This window comes from Dyella humicola, assembly GCF_026283945.1.
GTDB lineage: Bacteria > Pseudomonadota > Gammaproteobacteria > Xanthomonadales > Rhodanobacteraceae > Dyella > Dyella humicola.
Genome location: NZ_JAPDPC010000001.1, coordinates 3,196,913 through 3,210,354 on the forward strand (window position 1 = coordinate 3,196,913; position 13,442 = coordinate 3,210,354).

Annotated in this window: 15 protein-coding genes and 1 riboswitch; of the genes, 7 read left to right on the forward strand and 8 right to left on the reverse strand. The window is 62.9% G+C overall.

The genetic code is table 11. The features are described from left to right. Positions 1-83 precede the first annotated feature (83 nt). The 6 genes from OUZ30_RS14205 to OUZ30_RS14230 form a co-directional block, all read right to left on the reverse strand. The gene (locus OUZ30_RS14205) at positions 84-1,985 is read right to left on the reverse strand and encodes a GldG family protein (RefSeq protein WP_266182968.1); all 1,902 of its coding nucleotides are present in this window, start codon (positions 1,983-1,985) and stop codon (positions 84-86) included. A gap of 3 nt (positions 1,986-1,988) precedes the next feature. Further along, positions 1,989-2,723 carry an ABC transporter permease subunit gene (locus tag OUZ30_RS14210; RefSeq protein WP_266182969.1) on the reverse strand — a complete coding sequence of 245 codons (735 nt, stop codon included), beginning with the start codon at positions 2,721-2,723 and terminating at the stop codon, positions 1,989-1,991. Further along, positions 2,720-3,652 (reverse strand): ABC transporter ATP-binding protein, encoded by a 933-nt coding sequence (locus OUZ30_RS14215; protein ID WP_266182970.1) that lies wholly within the window; start codon positions 3,650-3,652, stop codon positions 2,720-2,722. The genes OUZ30_RS14210 and OUZ30_RS14215 overlap by 4 nt, the downstream gene beginning before the upstream one ends. A gap of 175 nt (positions 3,653-3,827) precedes the next feature. Beyond that, entirely contained in the window at positions 3,828-5,162 is a 1,335-nt protein-coding gene (locus tag OUZ30_RS14220; protein ID WP_266182971.1) for an SRPBCC family protein, read from the reverse strand. A gap of 224 nt (positions 5,163-5,386) precedes the next feature. Next, positions 5,387-6,028, reverse strand: coding sequence for a response regulator (locus OUZ30_RS14225; RefSeq protein ID WP_026635939.1), 642 nt, complete (start codon positions 6,026-6,028; stop codon positions 5,387-5,389). Between the two features lie 116 nt (positions 6,029-6,144). Beyond that, the gene (locus OUZ30_RS14230) at positions 6,145-7,374 is read right to left on the reverse strand and encodes a sensor histidine kinase (RefSeq protein WP_266183185.1); all 1,230 of its coding nucleotides are present in this window, start codon (positions 7,372-7,374) and stop codon (positions 6,145-6,147) included. A 210-nt stretch (positions 7,375-7,584) separates the two neighbouring features. Between OUZ30_RS14230 and OUZ30_RS14235 the strand changes: the two genes are divergently transcribed. The 5 genes from OUZ30_RS14235 (at position 7,585) to OUZ30_RS14255 (ending at position 10,711) form a co-directional block, all read left to right on the forward strand. Beyond that, entirely contained in the window at positions 7,585-8,205 is a 621-nt protein-coding gene (locus tag OUZ30_RS14235; protein WP_266182972.1) for a GNAT family N-acetyltransferase, read from the forward strand. Beyond that, entirely contained in the window at positions 8,202-8,978 is a 777-nt protein-coding gene (gene minC, locus OUZ30_RS14240; protein WP_266182973.1) for a septum site-determining protein MinC, read from the forward strand. The genes OUZ30_RS14235 and minC overlap by 4 nt, the downstream gene beginning before the upstream one ends. 54 nt (positions 8,979-9,032) lie before the next feature. Then, a complete protein-coding gene (gene minD / locus OUZ30_RS14245; protein ID WP_266182974.1) occupies positions 9,033-9,848 on the forward strand; it encodes a septum site-determining protein MinD in 816 nt (271 codons plus the stop codon). A gap of 5 nt (positions 9,849-9,853) precedes the next feature. Beyond that, complete coding sequence (gene minE, locus OUZ30_RS14250; RefSeq protein ID WP_266182975.1) at positions 9,854-10,123, forward strand: cell division topological specificity factor MinE; 270 nt, start codon at positions 9,854-9,856, stop codon at positions 10,121-10,123. Positions 10,124-10,240: 117 nt separating this feature from the next. After that, on the forward strand, positions 10,241-10,711 hold the full coding sequence (locus OUZ30_RS14255) for a hypothetical protein (protein WP_425601522.1): 471 nt from the start codon (positions 10,241-10,243) through the stop codon (positions 10,709-10,711). Positions 10,712-10,714: 3 nt separating this feature from the next. Here OUZ30_RS14255 and OUZ30_RS14260 read toward each other — a convergent pair whose 3' ends face one another. Beyond that, positions 10,715-11,983 (reverse strand): multidrug effflux MFS transporter, encoded by a 1,269-nt coding sequence (locus OUZ30_RS14260; protein WP_266182977.1) that lies wholly within the window; start codon positions 11,981-11,983, stop codon positions 10,715-10,717. A 184-nt stretch (positions 11,984-12,167) separates the two neighbouring features. After that, a complete protein-coding gene (locus OUZ30_RS14265; protein WP_266182978.1) occupies positions 12,168-12,308 on the reverse strand; it encodes a hypothetical protein in 141 nt (46 codons plus the stop codon). Between the two features lie 165 nt (positions 12,309-12,473). Then, positions 12,474-12,576: riboswitch (Fluoride riboswitch) on the forward strand. A gap of 69 nt (positions 12,577-12,645) precedes the next feature. Between OUZ30_RS14265 and crcB the strand changes: the two genes are divergently transcribed. Further along, on the forward strand, positions 12,646-13,032 hold the full coding sequence (gene crcB, locus OUZ30_RS14270) for a fluoride efflux transporter CrcB (protein ID WP_266182979.1): 387 nt from the start codon (positions 12,646-12,648) through the stop codon (positions 13,030-13,032). A 27-nt stretch (positions 13,033-13,059) separates the two neighbouring features. Next, a complete protein-coding gene (locus OUZ30_RS14275) occupies positions 13,060-13,398 on the forward strand; it encodes a DUF190 domain-containing protein (protein ID WP_266182980.1) in 339 nt (112 codons plus the stop codon). The last annotated feature ends 44 nt before the right edge of the window (positions 13,399-13,442 follow it).

Here is a 13,442-nt window from a genome sequence, read left to right on the forward strand (position 1 = left end):
CGCATAGCATAATTCCTTGCAACCGTTGTCCCTGGTTGGCTGCACTGCGACAGATTGCCGCCCAAAATCCTGCGCCGTCCATCTTAGACCCGGCGCCGGCTGCGCATGGAACGGCGCCAGCCGTACAGCAGTCCAATCAGGGCCACCAGGGCTGGCACCAGCACGATATTGATGAACTTCAGGCGCAGTCCCAACGCATCGATCTCCGCATTGAACTGGTGCTGCACATTGCGCAATTCCTTGTTGATTTCCAGCTGGCGTTGCAGGAACTGTTCGATCTCGGTGCGCTGCTCCGCGCTGACCCCATCGCTACGCGCCGCCTTGGCAGGCTGCAGTTCGCTGAGACGGCTGCGTGTCACCGCCAGCTCACGCTGCAACTCCTGCTTCTTCGCCAGGAATTTCTGGTCGGCCACGCTCTGCAACGCCAACACCCGGGTAAACGGACGCTGTGAGCTGACCCGCCCATGGATGGAGAGCAGTGCCGAGGAACCGCTGAGGTTATCGGCAATGTTGGTGATGAAGTCCCCATTGTTGGCCAACGCACTGAGCTGCGGCTGACCCAACATGCTTTGCGTGTAGGACACCCACAGGCGATCACTGAGCAGATCGGTATCGCCAACCAGGATCACCTCGGCGGCGGCGCCCGACGTCGCCAAATGGCCCGCCTCACCCGCACGCTCCGGGAAAGCACTGGAGAACTGTCCACGCAGACGCGCCGCGACGACATAGTGGGCGTTGTCCGGCTTGTAATTGTCCAGCAGGTTGGCGGGATTGCTGATCGACTCGCGCACGCGCTGGCTCGACACGACCTGGGCATCGGTCGAGGTCTGCATCAGCGGCAACAGCCGCGACGAGGTGCCGGGCAACAGATCAAAAAAGCCGGTGCTGGATACGTTAACCCGCTGCAGGCTGGCCGTGATCACATCGTCGTGATTGAGCTCCTGCTGCCCCAGGCCCAACATGGCAGGGTGGCTCATGGAAGTGTTGTCGGCCAGCTCGATACGCAATGCCCGCGACCGATCAAGCACGACCTTCTGTGGATCGTATTGCACGCCCCACGCCGCAAACAGCTTGGGCAAATCGGAATCATGGTCGTCGGTCAGCCCACTACTGTTCACGAACGGCGTGTTGTCCATCTCCGCCAGCGGATCGACAAACACCACGAGGTGACCGCCGCGCAGCACGTACTGGTCGATCGCATAGAGCGTATCCGCCGACAAATGCTTGGGATGGACCAGTAGCAGCGCCTGGATATCGCTATCGATGCCTTTCAGCTTGTTGGGATCGAGAGTCTTGATATCGAACAGCTGGCCCAGCTGACGCATTGCCGTCCACGGCTCTTCGCCGATCACCGGGTTACCCTGTACCGGCAGGCTGCTGATCAGACCGACACGCGGCTTGGACGGCTGGTCCAGCTCGTAAAGAAGTTTCGCGATGTCGTATTCAAGGAACGTCTCGCGTGACGGATCGAACAAGGGCATGGCCAGGGTCTTGCCCGGCAAATGGCCGTCGCCGTCGCCATCGGTGTCGGTGTCGGCATTGGGTGACAGGGTGCTGCCGACCAGGCCGAAAAACACCCGCTCGCCATTGGTGCCGCCGCTAATCGGCGTCAGCCCATAACCCTCGGCACTGGCCTCGTCGTCGGAGTACGGCACGGGATCGACGATCTGCAGGCGCAGTCGCCCATGCGCACGCGCCACCATCTCCTGCAGCATCTCACTGACGCGCTGCTCGTAACTGCGCAGCTGCGGCAGGTCACGCGTGGCATGTTCGGAGAAATAGAGCGTGAGCTTCAGCGGAGCGCGCAGGCCGCGCACGATGTGGATGGTGCCTGGCGTGAGGGTGTAGAGCTTGTCCGCGGTGAGATCCACCCGCCCCAGGCGCAACCAGCGGCTGCTGGCCAGCGTAAGGGCCACGAATCCGATCGCCAGCACGGCCAGCGCGGTCAGCAGGACGGTTCGTCGACTGAAGTGTAGGCGCGCCATCGGTCAGGGCGTCCGCTTGAGATCGAGTACCAGCACGCCGGCGGTCAGCCAGGCAGCCATGGTCAACAGAAAATACAGCAGGTCCCGCAGATCGAGCACGCCACGCGAGATCGCCTCGAAGTGCCGCAACATGCTCAGATGCGCCACCGCGTTCACCAGCTTGCGCGGCAGCGCACCCTGGAAAAACTCCAGCACCTGCGGCTGACCCACGAGGATCAGCAGGAAACACACCACCACGGTCAGCACGAAGGCCACCACCTGGCTCTGCGTCACCGCCGAAAGGCATGCACCGATGGCCAGGAACGCGCCCGCCATCAACCAGCTGCCCATGTAGCTGGCCAGGATCACACCGTTATCAGGTGATCCCAGATAGTTCACCGTGATCCAGATCGGAAACGTGAGCACCAGGGCCAGTCCGATGAACAGCCAGGCAGCGAGAAACTTGCCCAGCATGGCCTGCGCCAGAGTCAGTGGCAGGCTGAGCAGCAACTCGAGCGTGCCACCCTTGGCCTCCTCAGCCCACATGCGCATCGACACCGCAGGCACCAAGACCAGGTAAAGCCATGGATGCATCACGAAGAACGGTTGCAGATCGGCCTGCCCGCGCTGATAAAAATCACCCGCGTAGAACGTAAGAATGCCGGCAAGCACCAAAAAGATAACCAGGAACACATACGCCACCGGCGTCACGAAATAGCTGCGCAATTCGCGCCGCACCACCGCCACGACCGGACTCATGCCCTGCCCTCGGCGCTGGTGGTGATGTTCCGGAACACCTCATCGAGACGTCCACGTTCCAGCTGAATTTCCGACACTTCCAAGCCCTGTTGGCGCAACAACATTTCCACCGGCTCAAGAATGCGCTCGCCCGGCCTGGGAAACACCGTGATGCGCCCATCGAGCGGATCCACTTCGATCGACGCCACTTGCGGCAGGCGGCCCAGCATTTCCTGCGACACGCCGCTGCCCGGCGCGCTGAACGACACGGCGCCGTGATAACGCGAACGCGCTTCCAGCTCGGCCGGCGTGGCATCGGCCAGCAGACGGCCGTTGGCGATGATCACCACGCGGTTGCACAGCGCATGCACCTCCTCCAGCAGATGGGTGGAGATCAGGATGGTGCGTTCGCGTGCCATGGCGTCGATCAACTGACGCACGGTGTGCTTCTGGTTGGGATCGAGGCCGTCGGTAGGTTCGTCGAGCATCAGCACCGGCGGGTTGTGCAGGATCGCCTGCGCCAGGCCGACCCGTCGCCGCAACCCCTTCGACAGCGTATCGATGCACTGATCCAGCACGCTCTCCAGTTGCAAGCGCGCCACCACCTCTTCGAAGCGGCGATAGCCGGCGTCATGGCGCAGGCCGCGAATGCGGACGATGAAGGTGAGGAATTCGCGCACGGTCAGCTCGCCATAGCTGGGCGCGCCTTCCGGCAGATAGCCGAGTGCGCGCTTTGCTTTGAGCGGCTCCTTGCGGACGTCGTGGCCGCACACCCGCGCCGTGCCGGAGCTGGGCTCCAGGAATCCGGCGATCATGCGCATGGCGGTGGTCTTGCCGGCACCATTGGGGCCCAGCAGGCCCAGCACTTGGCCAGGCTCGGCACGAATGCTGAGCGCATCTACCGCGGTCAGGTTGCCATAGCGTCGGGTGAGCTGTTCGGTTTCGATCATGTCCAGTCGAGGTCAGAGCGCGGGCTTCGCACGAAGCGTGCCGCCGGGTCGTCCAGCGACGGTCGACCCGCAATGTAACCGAAAAGTTCGACCACACCGGGGCGACGGCCTCGCATAAATGAAAAGGCCCTTCACGGGGAAGGGCCTTCTCGATAAACCGACGTTGGAGGCCGGCTTACTTTGCGGTCGTGGCAGCGCTGGCGGGAGCGGCCGGAGCCTGGTCACCACTGTCGTCGAGGCTCGGCGGCTTGATGCCCGCTTCCTGCTCCGGAGTCTGGTCCGGGGCGGAGCTCAGCGGCAGGTAGACGTCGAACTCAGCGTAGCTCTTCACTTCGTCGCCCTGCTTCACTTCCGGCTTGGCTTCGATGTCGTAGAAGCGGTTCACCACCTCGTCGAACTTGTAGCCGTGCGTCTGGGCATAAGCCTTGAGCAGGTCGCGGGTCTGCGGCACGCCAGCAGCGGTACCGTTCCACACGGCCTTGAGGGCCGGGCCACCGAAAGCAAGGAAAGCGCGCACGTTGTCGTCGACGATCAGGCGGCCGAAGCGGTCATGACCACCCGGAGCATTGTTCTCCGGCGTGCTGGTGGCAGCATTGGCGCTGGTGCCGGCCTCTGCAGTCGTCGCCAGGTCCGGAGCTTTGGCCGGGGTCAGTTCCACGGCCTGGCCAGCCACGTTCAGGCTGGTCGCGCTGATCGGCATGCCGACGTCGAAGGTATAGGTCTGATCACCATAGTTGGTGGTGAAGATGACGCGCGGACCCACCACATTCACGCCAAGCTTCTTGGCGGCAGCCTGAATCTGGCTGACAGCCTTGTCGGTCGCGTCGTTCAGGGCTTCAAGACCACCCTTGCGCTCGATCGACGAGGACACCAGCAGCATCGGCGTGGGCTGGGTCTGCTCGATGTACGGGGTCAACTTGCTGTAATCGACGTTCTGGACCGAAGCCAACACGTTCTGCAGGTCATTCAGGGTGAACTGGATGAACGCATCCGGATCGCCATGAATGTAGAGGTTGGAATAACGGTTGATCAGGTTGAAGCCGTAGTCGACATCATACGACCAGGTGATCTTGGTCAGCTGACCGCGGCTGCCCTGGCGATCGAGGTCGAGGGTGAAATGCTTGTCATTGCCACGCCAGTCGTTGTCGACGTTCCAGATGATGGAAGCCTTCTTGGCGGTGGAGTCGACCTTGTCGAAGCTCGGGTCGGCCGACGCGATGGTCAACTTGCCGCTACCGACCTTCGGGTCGCTGCCGGTCCAGGTCAGCTCGGCGCCCGGGCCATAGGCCTTGCCCGAGAAGTCGTACTTGATGTTTCGGTCGTACTCGCGCTGCACGGAGTATTCCGGGAAGCGACGCAGGTTGTTCAGCACGTCATAGACCTGACGCATGTCCTTGCCGACGACCAGCGACCTTTCCACATGGCCACTGCCAGGCATAACCAAGCCCACCACCACCGCCACGACGGCGACAATGACTAGGGCAACAATAAATTCAAGAACACGCATCATTCCAGGGTTCTCCGCACGTCTCTCTGTCTACGGCACAAGGCAGTCGCCGGAGACCGGCCGGCCACGGGAGATTCCCGAAGGATCGCATCGTGACAGGGGGTCGGCCAGCGCCGAAGCCTCCGATGGTACTTAATCGCGCGCAGGAACGCTATCGGGCCGTAAAGACTGCCTAACGGCCATTCTTCTGGGTATGGCGCAGGGCCCCATGGAGCCCTGCCTGGGCATCAAACGATGCCCAGTTCCAGCGCCTTCAGGACAGCCCGGGTACGGTCGCGCACGCCCAGCTTGGACAGGATGTTGGAGACATGGTTCTTGACCGTCCCCTCCGCCACTTTCAGGGAGTTGGCGATCTCCTTGTTGCTATAGCCACCGGACAGCAGACGCAGGATCTCGGTCTCGCGCTCGGTCAACGGATCAGGCTGTTCCAGGCTGGTGAACTGGTTCTGCATGCGCCCCACGCCGGCAAGCAGGCGCTGGGTGACCATGGGTGCCACCAGGGAGCCGCCGGCAGCCACGGTGCGCACGGCCTCCACCAGTTGCTCCAGCGACACGTCCTTCAGCAGGTAGCCGCGTGCCCCGGCCTTCAGGCCCTGCAGCACCAGCTGATCATCATCAAAGGTGGTGAGGATGATGGTGGGCGGCAGTTCATTGCGCGCGGACAGCGCCTGCAACACTTCCAGGCCACTCATATTGGGCATGCGCAGGTCAAGCAGCACCACATCGGGCTTGATCCGCGGAATATCCTGCACGGCCTGGGCGCCATCGGCGCACTCGGCTACCACGCGGATGTCCTCCGCCAGATCCAGCAGTGAACGGACACCTTGGCGAACCAGGTTCTGGTCGTCGACGAGACAGACGGAAATCATCGCGGATCCTCGAAGCAATGGTGGCCCATGTGCGATGCCCACGGGCTACGGGGAAGAACGATGCTGCTATCCAAGCAGGTCATTTTGGCACGAGCAACGGGTGGTGGGGACCCCATCTAGAGCATGCCCAAAGCGGGCGGCTCGAACCGCGACGGGGTATGCGCCAGCTCGGGTGCCTCCCCCAAGGGTAGACGTACCGTGAGCGCAAAGCCCTGATGGAGGGCCGGGTCCACCATCACGCTGCCGCCAAACTCGGCCAGCCGCTCACGCATGCCCGACAGGCCGTTGCCCGGCCGAAAATTCGTCGCGCCCCGGCCGTCGTCGCGTGCGGCCAGTTCCAGCAAATTGGCGTTGACGTAGTCAAAGCGCAGCCACAGGTTGCGGGCAGCGGCGTGGCGCGCCGTATTGGTGATGATCTCCTGGGCACAACGCAGCAACACCTGCGCCCGGCGTGGATCCTCCACGCTGAAGCGTGGCGGCGTATCCAGCTGCACATTCAGGCCAGGCACGCCTTCGATCAGACTGCGCAAGGCCTGGGTCAGGTCGATGGCATCGTCCTGGCGCAACTCGCTCACCACTTCGCGCACATCCGAGAGCAGGTGCTTGGCCGTGGCCTGAGCTTTCAAGACGTGTTCGGCGGCCTGTGGATTAGTCAAATGACTGGCCACTTCCAGGTTGAGGCTCAGAGCCGTAAGGTGATGGCCAATCAGGTCATGCAGGTCGCGCGCGATGCGCATGCGCTCCGCGATGCGGGTGGACTCGGCTAGCAGGGCACGGGTGGCGCGCAGCTCCGAATTGAGGCGACGCTGAACTTCACGCTCCTCCGCCTGCAGGCTGGCGATCATCGAGGTAAAGAACACCAGCGCCGAAATGCCGAGATACATGCAGACCTGGAGGATGGCCGTGACAGTGGTCCACCCCTTATAGCTGGCGATGATCGGTATCAGCATGAGGTTCTGCATCAGCATCCACATCAGGCCCGCCCCTACCGGCAACTGCCACGGCAGCACGACCGCGATCACCAGCATCAACATGGCTGACAGGCCGCTCTGGCTGAACCAGCCCATCGCGATGGCCGAGCCGGTCAAGATGACCAGGCCAATCAGCCGCAGGACGGGGGGCAACCCGGCCTGGCGGGTCACGCTCGATCGACGGGTCAGCAACAGATAGGTCACGCCGAACGTCAGGTAGGAAAAAATCCAGCCGGAAATATCCGGGTTACTCCACCAGGAGTTGACCTGCGCCAGGCTCCAGCTACCCGGTAGCAGCGGCAGCGCCACGCACAGGTACGTGGTCAGCCCGGCGTAACGAAGTAAGCGGATGTGATTGATATTGGACCATGTCATACCCGGCATCATTAGCCAGGCGCCCTCGTGGTGCAATGCGTGAGAAGTCATTGCCCACTCCCTGCCAAAAGCCATGGCAGCTCGAGCTTTACAAAGGTTTTACATGGTGCGCCGTGATATGTGCGGCCCGTCGCCGCGTGCCATAATGCCGCCCGTCACGCGGGGCCGAACACCGGTCTTGTCCTCGAACCACACAAAGCGGAGCAACGAATGGCCCTTGCCATCCGCGACGTGCGAGAGCACGACCTGGATGCCGTACTGGCGCTCAACAACGCCGCCGGCCGCACCATCCTCGCCCTTGACGCGGCACAGCTGCGCTACTTCTACGACCACGCCGACTATTTTCGCGTGGCCGAGATTGATGGCCATCTCGCCGGGTTCCTTATTGCGCTGCGCGAAGGCAGCGAATACGACAGCCCCAACTACTGCTGGTTCTCCGAGCACTATCCGCAGTTCGTCTACATCGACCGCATCGTCATCGCCAACGCCTATCGCCGTCACGGCCTGGGTCGTATCTTCTATTGCGACGTCAATAGTTATGCCGAAGTGCGCGTACCGCTGCTGACCTGCGAAGTGTTCCTGGAGCCACGCGACGACGTGGTGGTGCTGTTCCACGGCACCTACGGCTTTCAGGAAGTCGGCCAGCAGCGCATGGGTGCCGATGGCCCGCAAGTCAGCCTGCTGGCCAAGGACCTGCCCAGCTACGCGTTCGTTCGCGAAACCTATCTCGATCACGACGGCCTGCCCGACGTTCCCTGGCTGGCCGAGCGCCAGCGCCCCTTGACCCCTGATGCTCCCCAGCGCCGTTTGGCCGGGAAGCGTCACCCATGAATGCGCGAATGGATACTCAAGACGCTTGCGACCTGCGCTTCGGCCAGGTCGGCATTGCCAATGTACGCGTACGCCGCGTGGACGCCGCCGCCCTCTGCGAAGAGCTGGAGCGTCGCGTCCATGCGGCGCCTCAATTGTTCTCCCGTGCCGCGGTCGTGCTGGACCTGAGCCATCTGCGCGAGCTGCCCGATGACGGCTCGGTCGATGCCTTGCTGGAAGCCGTGCGCAGCGCCGGCATGCTGCCGGTGGGCCTGGCCTACGGCACCAGCGAGGTCGAAGCCCTTTCTCGACGGATGGGCCTGCCGCTGATTGCCAAGTTCCGCGCCGCTTACGAGCCCGCCGATGGCGGCAGCATTGCGCCGCCAGCGCCACCCGCTGCCACGGAAGAGCCCGCACGCCGTGCGGAACCGGTCCGCAACGAGCCGGCGCAGCAAGCCGCTCCATCGCTGGGGGCCATGCATCATGACGGCGCGGTACGTTCAGGCCAGCAGATCTATGCTCGCGACCGCGACCTGATCGTCACCGGCGTCATCGCGAACGGTGCCGAGGTCATTTCCGACGGCAGCATCCATATCTATGGTGGCCTGCGTGGTCGTGCCATGGCCGGCGCACAGGGTGATGAGAAGGCGCGCATCTTCGTTTCGGATTTCCGCGCTGAACTGGTGGCGATCGCCGGGCATTACCGCGTGTTTGAACAAATTCCCAAAGACCTGGAAGGCCAGTCTGTGCAATGCTGGCTCGAAGGTGAAAAACTGCTGATCGCCAAGCTGTGACGATCGCTTGATTGCTGTTACCTACTATTACAAAGAACTATGCGGAGATGAGCCTTGACTGCTGAGATTATCGTTGTCACCTCGGGCAAAGGCGGCGTCGGCAAGACCACCACCAGCGCCTCGCTTGCTACGGGCCTCGCCATGGCCGGCAAGAAAGTCGCGGTGATCGATTTCGACGTCGGCCTGCGCAACCTCGACTTGATCATGGGCTGTGAGCGGCGCGTGGTGTACGACTTCGTCAACGTCGTGCACGGCGAAGCCACGCTCAAGCAAGCCTTGATCAAGGACAAACGCTACGACAGCCTCTACGTGCTGGCGGCCAGCCAGACGCGTGACAAGGACGCCCTGACCCAGGAAGGTGTCGAGAAGGTCCTCGAGGATCTCGGCAAGGAAGGCTTCGATTACGTCGTCTGCGATTCGCCGGCAGGTATCGAAAAGGGTGCGCATCTGGCGATGTACTTCGCCGATCACGCCGTGGTGGTGGTCAACCCCGAGGTGTCCTCGGTGCGCGACTCCGACCGCATCCTCGGCTTGCTCGCCAGCAAGACGCGTCGCGCCGAACGTGGCGAAGGTGCCATCAAGCAGCACCTGCTGCTGACCCGCTACAACCCGGTTCGCGTCGCCGTCGGCGAGATGCTGAGCGTAAAGGACGTCGAGGACATCCTCGGTATCAACGTCGTCGGCGTCATTCCCGAGTCGGAGAACGTACTGGCCGCGTCCAATGCGGGCGTGCCGGTCATCCTCGACGACAACTCGCTGGCCGGCCAGGCCTATGGCGATACGGTGGCCCGCATTCTCGGCGAGGAACGTGCCCTGCGCTTCCTCGACGCGCCCAAGAAGGGCTTTTTCCAGCGCGTATTCGGAGGCTAATCGCGATGGGTATTCTTGATTTCCTGAAGCGCAAGCCGGAACCCACCGCTGTCGTCGCCAAGGAGCGTCTTCGCATCATCGTGGCTCAGGAGCGTTCCAACCGTGGCGCCCCTGACTACCTGCCGTTGCTGCGCAACGAGCTGCTCGAAGTGATCAAGAAATACGTCCACGTCGACCTCGAAGCCATCAACATCAACGTCGAGCGCGACAGTGGACACGAGATCCTCGAGCTTTCGGTAGCCCTGCCCGACCACGCCCAGCCCAAAGCGGGCTGATGCCACTGCGCGGGCCTCGCCTGCGCAGCAACTCGCACGACCTGTCGCCGCCAGCAGGCGGCGACCTTTATCGCCATGTCATTGGAACCCTCCACTTCTCTCGACGAAGCCAGCGTGATGCGCCTGGCCGAACTGGGCTTCGCCACGCCATCGACGCTGCTGGCGCGCTATGGGCTGCGCCTGGAGCGGGTTGACCTCGGCCTTCCGATTCCCGGCAGTTTCTGGGGTGATGAAGAGGCCGGCATCATCGGCACGACCGTTTATGCCCGCGACGACACGCCGGTGCATTCGCTGCTGCATGAGGCCGGGCACCTGATCGTGCTGCCTGAAGAGCGACGCGAGTCTGTCCACACCGATGCCACCGACTCGATCGATGAGGAGGACGCCACCTGCTATCTGCAGATCGTGCTCGCCGACGAACTGCCCGGCGTGGGGCGCCAGCGCCTGATGACGGACATGGATGCCTGGGGCTATTCGTTTCGGCTGGGATCGACGCGAGCGTGGTTTGAGCAGGATGCGGCGAATGCGCGGCAATGGTTGTTTGCGCGCGGGCTGCTGGATGAGGGTGGGGCCGCCGTTTTCGGCTGAAACCTACCGCGGCTCGGTGATCTCCGTCTGCAACTCCGTCTCCACCGTCGGCCCAAAATGCTGCGCCGCCAGCGGACGCCGCGTCATGGAGTGGTACCAACGCCAGGAGAGCCATCCAATCACGGTGAGCAAACTCGCCCCAAGGGCCAGATACAGCATGTGGCCGGACAGCAATGGCGACATCACGCCGGCCACGAACGCACACAGCAGCAGGCTGGCGAACGCCTGCACCGACGAAGCACCGCCGCGCCGGTGCGGAAAGCGATCCAGCAACAACAGGGTCAAGGTCGGGAATGCCAGCTGCACGCCAACGCCATGCAAAACCAGCGGCAACATGGACCACGGCAGCATGGGTTCGCGACTCACCAGGGCAGCGAGCAGGTGCAATGCACACGCCAGGAGCAAGCAGCCGTAACCCAGATTCACGGTGAAGGCCACGCTGCGTCGACTGGCCAACCGGCCCGACAGCCAGGCGCCAATGACCAGCCCCGTCACCACCGGCAGGAACAGCCACGGGAATCCTTGCGCGGAAAGGTGCAACAGGTCCCGGATGATGTGGGGCGCAGACGAGATATACAGAAACAGCCCGGCGAAGTTCACCGAACAGGAGATTAACAGCGGCCAGAATTGGCGATCCCGACCGAATTCCAGATAGCCGCGTACCAGCGTACGAGGGTGAAAAGGGGTCCGGGCCTCGGGCGGATGGCACTCGTCGAGAAACAGGATCAAGGCCGCGGCCAGCAGCAGGGTGAAGCCCATCAGGACCCAGAAAATACCGTGCCACCCGTCGAGGAACAGCAACTGCGCGCCGACAATGGGCGCAATCACGGGCGCAACGCTGAAGATCATCATCACACGCGACATCAACTGCTGGGCCGCCGCCCCCGCCAGGCTGTCGCGAACCACGGCCCGCCCCACCACCAGGCCTGCGCCCGCGCACACGCCTTGCAGGGCACGGCAGGTCAGCAGCATGCCGTAGGAGGTGGAAAGCGCTGCACCTGCCGAAGCCAACGCATACACCAGCATGCCCGCGACAATCACGGGTTTGCGCCCAATGGCGTCGGAAATGGCACCGTGAAACAGGCTCATCGCCGCATAGGTGATCAGATACACGCTGATCATCTGCTGCAGCCCTGCGCTGTCCACGCCAAAGCGGGCGCCGATCAGCGGAAACGCCGGAAAAACAGCGTCGATCGAGAACGGGCCGATCATCGACAGTCCCGCGAGCAGCCACGGCAGGCTGCGCCGTATGGGACGCTGGGATGGGGTCATGAGCATGGCACGGCTGGCGGAGAGCGCCGAGTATAGCGGCGCCCCAAGCCCCACGAATCATGACGATTGGCCGTTTCGAGGCGCGCCTTACCTAAAGCCCCCTGCCCTGGGCGTCAAGCCAGCACGCCAATAACTGGTAAAGGCTAAGGTCCCATCGCCCTACGGACGACAAGCTGCCGCGGCCTTATTTTTCGCGCTCTTGCTCGCGCACCTTGCTGCGCACGAAGAGGCCAACGGCGATCCCCGTCCCGACCATGATGATGCTGCCACCGATAGCCAGCCAGCCTACCGGTTCCATTAAGACGGCATGCCATATCGGGTGCATAACAGGGCTTCCTCTGAAAGGGCACGGAAAACCTAGTACTGGCAGAAAGTCATGTCTTGACTTGAATCAGACCTGCGCATGCGCGTTCGCTGCGACTCGTTGGCCCGGCCTGCGACTCACGCATGGCCGCCATCATGACGATCGGGCATGCATCGGCTAGCATGGCGCGCACGGGGAGATGGCATGCCTCCCGCCCTCGCGCCGTCACCGACATTGGATGACACGCGGAAGGGCAAACCACCTTCGGGTTGATGATGCCTGCACCGCCGGAGCTTCCGGGGCGCAGGCGTGTGGCCTGTTTCCGGAAGTCTTTTGACTTGCTAAGGAGACAAACGACGTGGGCTACACCGGATTTATCGCCGTAGGCGTGGGTGGTGTATTGGGCTGCTGGCTGCGCTGGGGCCTGGGCGTGATGCTCAACCCCCTGTTCCCCACCCTGCCCTTGGGCACGCTCGCCGCCAATCTCATTGGCGGCCTGTTGATGGGTGTCGTGCTGGGCCTTTTCGACCATTTCCAGACGCTGCCGCCGGAGCTGCGCTTGTTCCTCGCCACTGGGTTTCTCGGCGGCCTCACCACGTTTTCAACGTTTTCGGCCGAATCGACCACGCTCCTGCTGCGCCAGCAATACCTCTGGTTCGGCGGGCACGTGGCCGTGCATCTGGTGGGCTCCATCGCACTGACCATATCCGGCATCGCCCTTACCCGCGCGCTGTTGCGCAGCTAGGGAGTCTCTGACTCATTCGGAGGAGGTATGAACCAGGAAACCTTGCAGCAGGGTGTGCAACTGTCCTTCTACTGCCATACAAGAGCGCGCCACGACGGTGTGCTGATGTATGAGTGGCTACTTGAGCGGGCCAAGAAGAGCGGCATCGGCGGAGGCTCCGCGTTTCGTGCCATGTGTGGCTTCGGGCGGCACGGCGTACTGCGCGAAGAGCAGTTCTTCGAGCTGGCCGATGATCTGGCCGTCAAGGTGGAATTCCTGGTCAGCGAAGCCCAGGCGCAAGTGCTGTTGGAGGCGGTCCGGGCCTGCGGCGTCGACGCGGTGTATGCAATCGCTCCCGCAAGCTTTGCCTCGCTGGGCAAGACCTGAGAGTCTGATTCATGTCTCCGCGCAGATGGCTTTGAGCCGCGCCC

Excerpts from the sequence above, each read along its gene's own strand:
- OUZ30_RS14205 (WP_266182968.1), bottom strand. The coding sequence starts at position 1,985 with ATGGCGCGCCTACACTTCAGTCGACGAACCGTCCTGCTGACCGCGCTG.
- OUZ30_RS14210 (WP_266182969.1), bottom strand. The coding sequence starts at position 2,723 with ATGAGTCCGGTCGTGGCGGTGGTGCGGCGCGAATTGCGCAGCTATTTC.
- OUZ30_RS14215 (WP_266182970.1), bottom strand. The coding sequence starts at position 3,652 with ATGATCGAAACCGAACAGCTCACCCGACGCTATGGCAACCTGACCGCG.
- OUZ30_RS14220 (WP_266182971.1), bottom strand. The coding sequence starts at position 5,162 with ATGATGCGTGTTCTTGAATTTATTGTTGCCCTAGTCATTGTCGCCGTC.
- OUZ30_RS14225 (WP_026635939.1), bottom strand. The coding sequence starts at position 6,028 with ATGATTTCCGTCTGTCTCGTCGACGACCAGAACCTGGTTCGCCAAGGT.
- OUZ30_RS14230 (WP_266183185.1), bottom strand. The coding sequence starts at position 7,374 with ATGACATGGTCCAATATCAATCACATCCGCTTACTTCGTTACGCCGGG.
- OUZ30_RS14235 (WP_266182972.1), top strand. The coding sequence starts at position 7,585 with ATGGCCCTTGCCATCCGCGACGTGCGAGAGCACGACCTGGATGCCGTA.
- minC (WP_266182973.1), top strand. The coding sequence starts at position 8,202 with ATGAATGCGCGAATGGATACTCAAGACGCTTGCGACCTGCGCTTCGGC.
- minE (WP_266182975.1), top strand. The coding sequence starts at position 9,854 with ATGGGTATTCTTGATTTCCTGAAGCGCAAGCCGGAACCCACCGCTGTC.
- OUZ30_RS14255 (WP_425601522.1), top strand. The coding sequence starts at position 10,241 with ATGCGCCTGGCCGAACTGGGCTTCGCCACGCCATCGACGCTGCTGGCG.
- OUZ30_RS14260 (WP_266182977.1), bottom strand. The coding sequence starts at position 11,983 with ATGACCCCATCCCAGCGTCCCATACGGCGCAGCCTGCCGTGGCTGCTC.
- OUZ30_RS14265 (WP_266182978.1), bottom strand. The coding sequence starts at position 12,308 with ATGCACCCGATATGGCATGCCGTCTTAATGGAACCGGTAGGCTGGCTG.
- OUZ30_RS14275 (WP_266182980.1), top strand. The coding sequence starts at position 13,060 with ATGAACCAGGAAACCTTGCAGCAGGGTGTGCAACTGTCCTTCTACTGC.